Annotated in this window: 2 protein-coding genes and 1 pseudogene; all 3 read right to left on the bottom strand. The window is 34.5% G+C overall.

Features of this window, described 5'->3' with window-relative positions; all coding sequences use genetic code 11:
• Window positions 1-229, bottom strand: a pseudogene (locus ACOVQ4_RS19175) (response regulator); the annotation flags it as partial.
• Between the two features lie 66 nt (window positions 230-295).
• Entirely contained in the window at window positions 296-3,289 is a 2,994-nt protein-coding gene (locus tag ACOVQ4_RS19180; protein ID WP_421822218.1) for a PAS domain S-box protein, read from the bottom strand.
• A 183-nt stretch (window positions 3,290-3,472) separates the two neighbouring features.
• Window positions 3,473-4,504: a helix-turn-helix transcriptional regulator gene (locus ACOVQ4_RS19185; RefSeq protein WP_421822219.1), complete on the bottom strand. Its 1,032-nt coding sequence runs from the start codon at window positions 4,502-4,504 to the stop codon at window positions 3,473-3,475.
• Window positions 4,505-4,837: the final 333 nt, after the last annotated feature.

The raw sequence follows: 4,837 nt of genomic DNA on the forward strand, positions 1-4,837 counted from the left end.
CAATACTTGAAGACAAAATGATGACTTTTGTATCAGGAAATGAGGCTTGAAATCTCTTTATAAAAACTTCCAAAAATGCCCAACCACTCATAAGTGGCATATTCAAATCCAAAAAAATTAGCTCGGGAGCACCGATTGAAGGATTTTGTAGTAATCCCTCATAATATCTTACCGCCTCTGTTCCATCCATGACTGTTTCAACGCTAGTGGCAAAGTCACACTTTTTCATTGTCATCTTAAGAATCATTAAGGTGATGGGGTCGTCGTCTACACACAATATCTTATTAAACATCATCTATTTCTTGAAAATTATTGAAAACTGAGTTCCTTTGCCTACTTTACTTTTGATAGAAATACTTCCTCCCAATGACTTAACTTGGGCATGAACCATGTACAAACCAATTCCCTTGCTATCGGGGTGATTATGAAATCTTTGATACAGACCAAATACTTTACTTTTGTATCGTTTTAAATCTATTCCAAGGCCATTGTCTTTAAATATTAATTCTATACCCTTGGAGGTATTTTTGGATATGATTGAAATTTCTAATGGTCTTTCGGTAGAACGATATTTCAAGGCATTTGAAAGTAGATTTAAAAGAATGCTTTCTAAATATGAAATATTAAAATAAACCTTTTCTGCTTTTGTAAAGTTAAAGTCAATCCTAGCTTTTGCTTCCAAAATTAGTTGCTGTGTCATTTGAGTCACCTTTTTCCAAATACATTCAAACTCAATATGTTCTTGTTGAACATTCACATTCTCCTTTATCATCAAGATTTTGAGCAAATCATTGATTGTATCGTTGAGCTGAAATGTTGATGTTTTGAAGCCTTCCAAAACCATAAGCGTTGTAGGATCTGTGATGGTTGAGGTGTTCAAAATTTTTAGGAGTCCCAATAAGTTGGAAAGTGGTGATCGAATATTGTGAGAGGTAATATAAGAAAACTGACGAAGATCTTGGTTTATCTGGGTTAGCTCTCTAATCAACAGTTCGCGTTCCTCTTCATTTTTCTTTCTTTCGGTGATATCTTTCTGAATTGAAATCCAATGAGTATACCGACCGTTTTCGTCGGCCAAAGGTACCAACGAAATATTGACCCAGAAAGGCTCCTTATTTTTTTTGTAATTTATAATTTCTATTTCGCATGACTCCCATTTTTTGAGGGTATTTCTAAGCTTGTTGAGTTCTACGCGATTTGTAGCACTACCTTGTAAAATTCTTGGTGATTTTCCGATTATTTCGTCAAACTCATACCCTGTCATTTTGGTAAAGGCATCATTGGCATAGATGATTCGCGGCCCAGGTAGGTCAATGGGCTCTGCTTCGGTAATCAAAATGGCGTCTTTACTATTCGTAATAACTGATTTCCAAAGATTTAATTGTTGTTCTTCAAGTTTTTCTTTTGTAATATCACGCATGGCTCCAACCATCCGTATAGGCTTGCCGTGGTTGTCGAAAACCATATAGCCCTTATCGCTCACAAAGGCAATTTCACCATTTGCACGGTAATAGCGATATTCACTTTCCCAAGTCGTCTGAGCTGGATTGGTAAGTGCCATCTGGATTTCATCCAAAACCCGCTCTCTGTCTTCAGGGTGAAGATTTCGGCTCCAGTCCTGAAAGTCCTTCATGGCTTCGTAGGGATATTTACCAAATATAATTTCATAATTATCTGACCAATAGGCATCTCCAGTGATAATGTCCCAATCCCAAATAATATCACGTGTAGCCTTTTTGGCTAGTTCAAATCGTTCATTACTTTTTCCTAATGCCAGCTTGGCTTGTTTTTGTAGCGTTATATCTAAAAAGGTACTATCGATTCGAGCAGCGTTGCCATCGGTATCAAATACAACCTGGGTTTTACTAAAGATATACTTTATTTTTCCTGAAGGTAATACGATTCTAAATTCCTTTTCTATTGGTTTGCTTCCATAAAGTACAGATACCTCGAGAAGTTTGACCGACATACGGTCTTCTGGGTGAACCATACCGATATAGTCTTCGTAATCAAACAATTCTTTGTTTTCTACAATTTCGAAAATTTTGAATACTTCATCCGACCAATACACTTTGCCTGTTCTCAAATCATGCTCCCAATAAGCCAAATGCGCAATTTCTTGAGCAGTTTTTAAGCGATTATTACTTTGAATAAGTTCTTTCTCGGCTTGTTTGCGTAAGGTGATATCATGTACCAAAACTAATGAAACTAGCCGATTGTGGTATTCAATTTGATGAGCTGTTATATCTACAATAATGATATTACCAGATTTGGTTTGGTGTAGGGATATTCCTCGATAATTTGGTGGCTGAGTAGAAAAATCCCAACCAATGTTTTTATAAACCTCCAAGTTTTCGGGAGCAATAATATCATACACCGTCATTTTGGCGAGTTCTTCCTTTGAATAACCATATTGCCTCAATGTTGCATCGTTTACTTCAATAAACTCTTTTGTATGAAAATCGTTAATCCACATGGGTAGTGGATTATTGTTAAACAAGTAAGAGTAGTTTTGTTCCGAAATTTGAAGTGCTCTTTCTTTGATTAAATTCTCTGAAATATCTTTAGCTATCGCTATCACAGCTTGTTGCTGGTGATTCCAAACGGCATTCCAAAGCATAGGAAATACTGTTCCATCTTTTTTTGAAATTTCGAGTACAACATTTTGAAGAGGATTGCCATCGGCAATCGAGCCAAAAGATGCTTGGATTGATTGATAGGAAGATTTAGTAAGGAGTTCTAATAGATTTTTTTGTTCCAATTCCTCAACCGAATAACCCCATAAAATACTAGCCGACCTATTGATTTTCAGTATTTTACCTTCACAGGTAGTTAGACACAAAATATCATTTGATTGATTGAGGATAGGGTGGAAGTCGGGAGAAATAATGGTATTAATAATATCCTGTTGCGGTACCAGCACCGAACTCATAGACAAATACACAAAATATTGTTGTTCAAGAGTAACAATTTTTGCTTTTAAGCCATATTTAGATGAATATATTTCATTGGTAACTAAGCACAAATCGAGGTTTTCAATCGAAAATGCAAGTTGCTCCAAAAAGCTATTCAAAGAATGTACGGCATTACAACAGCCGTAATTTTGGATAAAAACTTGGGCTTGTTTGTTGAGATAAACGTTTTTTTGAGTTTGATCAAAAATTAAAATTACCTCATTAGAAAAATCTAATGCTCGCTGAATCAAAAGGTCTTTTTGATTCAGCGTGTGAATATGTTTATTTGTCTTTGTTTCTGAAGTATGAGATTTTGTTTCTGCTAGAGTTTCCATAGAAAAGTACTCATTTAGAGAATGGTAAAATTCAATGAGCTAAGTATCAAAGCTGTTTTCTTCTTGTTTGTGTTAGTGTTAAGAATATTTGAAAGGAATCTATAACAGATATCTATAAAAAATCTGATTTTAAGGTAAGTAATCTTCATTAGCTGCAAGCAGAAGTCGGATTACGGGCTAAATTTAACTTTTTTCATCTTGATCTTCCTCATAGTGCAAACCCATATACTGCAAGGGCGATTGTCCAAAAGTTTTTTTAAAGATTCTAGAAAAACTCGATGGATAATTAAACCCAACCATGTATGCCACCTCATTGATAGTGTATTTGCCAGATTGTAGGTATTTTCGAGCCTGAACCAATCTTTCATTCAAATGATAATTGTAAACACTATTATTAAAAACAGCTTTGTACAAAGTCTTAAACTTGGCAGTACTCATGCCAACGGCCTTCGATAGTTCTTCAATTGAAGGGCAAGGTTTTGTTAAATCTTTAAGGATAGCCTCATTAATTTCTTGAATTTTTTGAATATCTCTTTTCTTAAAATTCTGTGCACTTGGTATAAATATACTTTTGTTAATGATCTTTTTGAAAAAGGTTAAAGTCAAATCAAGTGCCGTTTTGTAAAAAAGCAATTTCGTATTTTGCTGGTACAAATCTTCATTGAGTAAAGTTTCTACAATTCGATGAAGGTCGATATCGACGTTATCCATCATAAAGATAGGCTCATGACTTTCGATGATTTCATTCAGCCTCTCAGAAGCTTCCTCTTTCAAGTCTTGAATGACATTTTGTTCAATCCACTCTTTCGAGAAAGTTAGTGAGAAACTAAATATCTGTTTATTCGCTGGAAAAATTCGATTGGTATTTGCCATCGACGAACTCAAGACCACACAATATGGGTAATTGTTTGGAGTAAAATCAAACAACTCTCCAGGGTATATGTAATCATTACAAATACTTACATTCCACCGAGAATTTTGTTCGGTGGGTTTGGGATGAATATGTAAGTCTTCGGTAAAATGCAATTGTAAAAGCTCAACCTCAAAGCCCGGCTCAATTACCAAAGTTAGTATTTGACCTTTTCCTTCGGTATTTTCAAATTGAAAAACGTTACGACTTTGAATTACAATTGGAAAATAATCGGATAGTTTTTTTAAAAATTCGGAAGGCTGATGGTTTTCAAATACAATTGGTATGTTAAGTAATGATTTCATCGTTTTAAAATTGCTCTTATTCTATTTTCAAACAAAGTAAAAATATGTAAATAGAATATTCTTCACTAATATAAGAAAAAAAACGCCCTTCATAATATTTGGCGATAATAATTCGTACAAGCGCAGAATATTTTCAGGTATTTACGATTAACGTAATATAATATTTGTATTAAGTAATTGTGCAAAATGAGTTTAAGTTTTGTTTTGAAGGCAACAGGCAACAGGCAACAGGCACAAGGCAAAGAGTGTAAAATTGTTTTTTAGGAACAACAGATATATTTCGCCGAATGCTCAAAGCTGATAGCCGTAAGCCAAAAAGTTTAAGTTTTGTTT

Origin of the sequence: Flectobacillus sp. (genome assembly GCF_049240685.1) — a bacterium.
In the GTDB taxonomy this organism is placed as follows: Bacteria; Bacteroidota; Bacteroidia; order Cytophagales; family Spirosomataceae; genus Flectobacillus.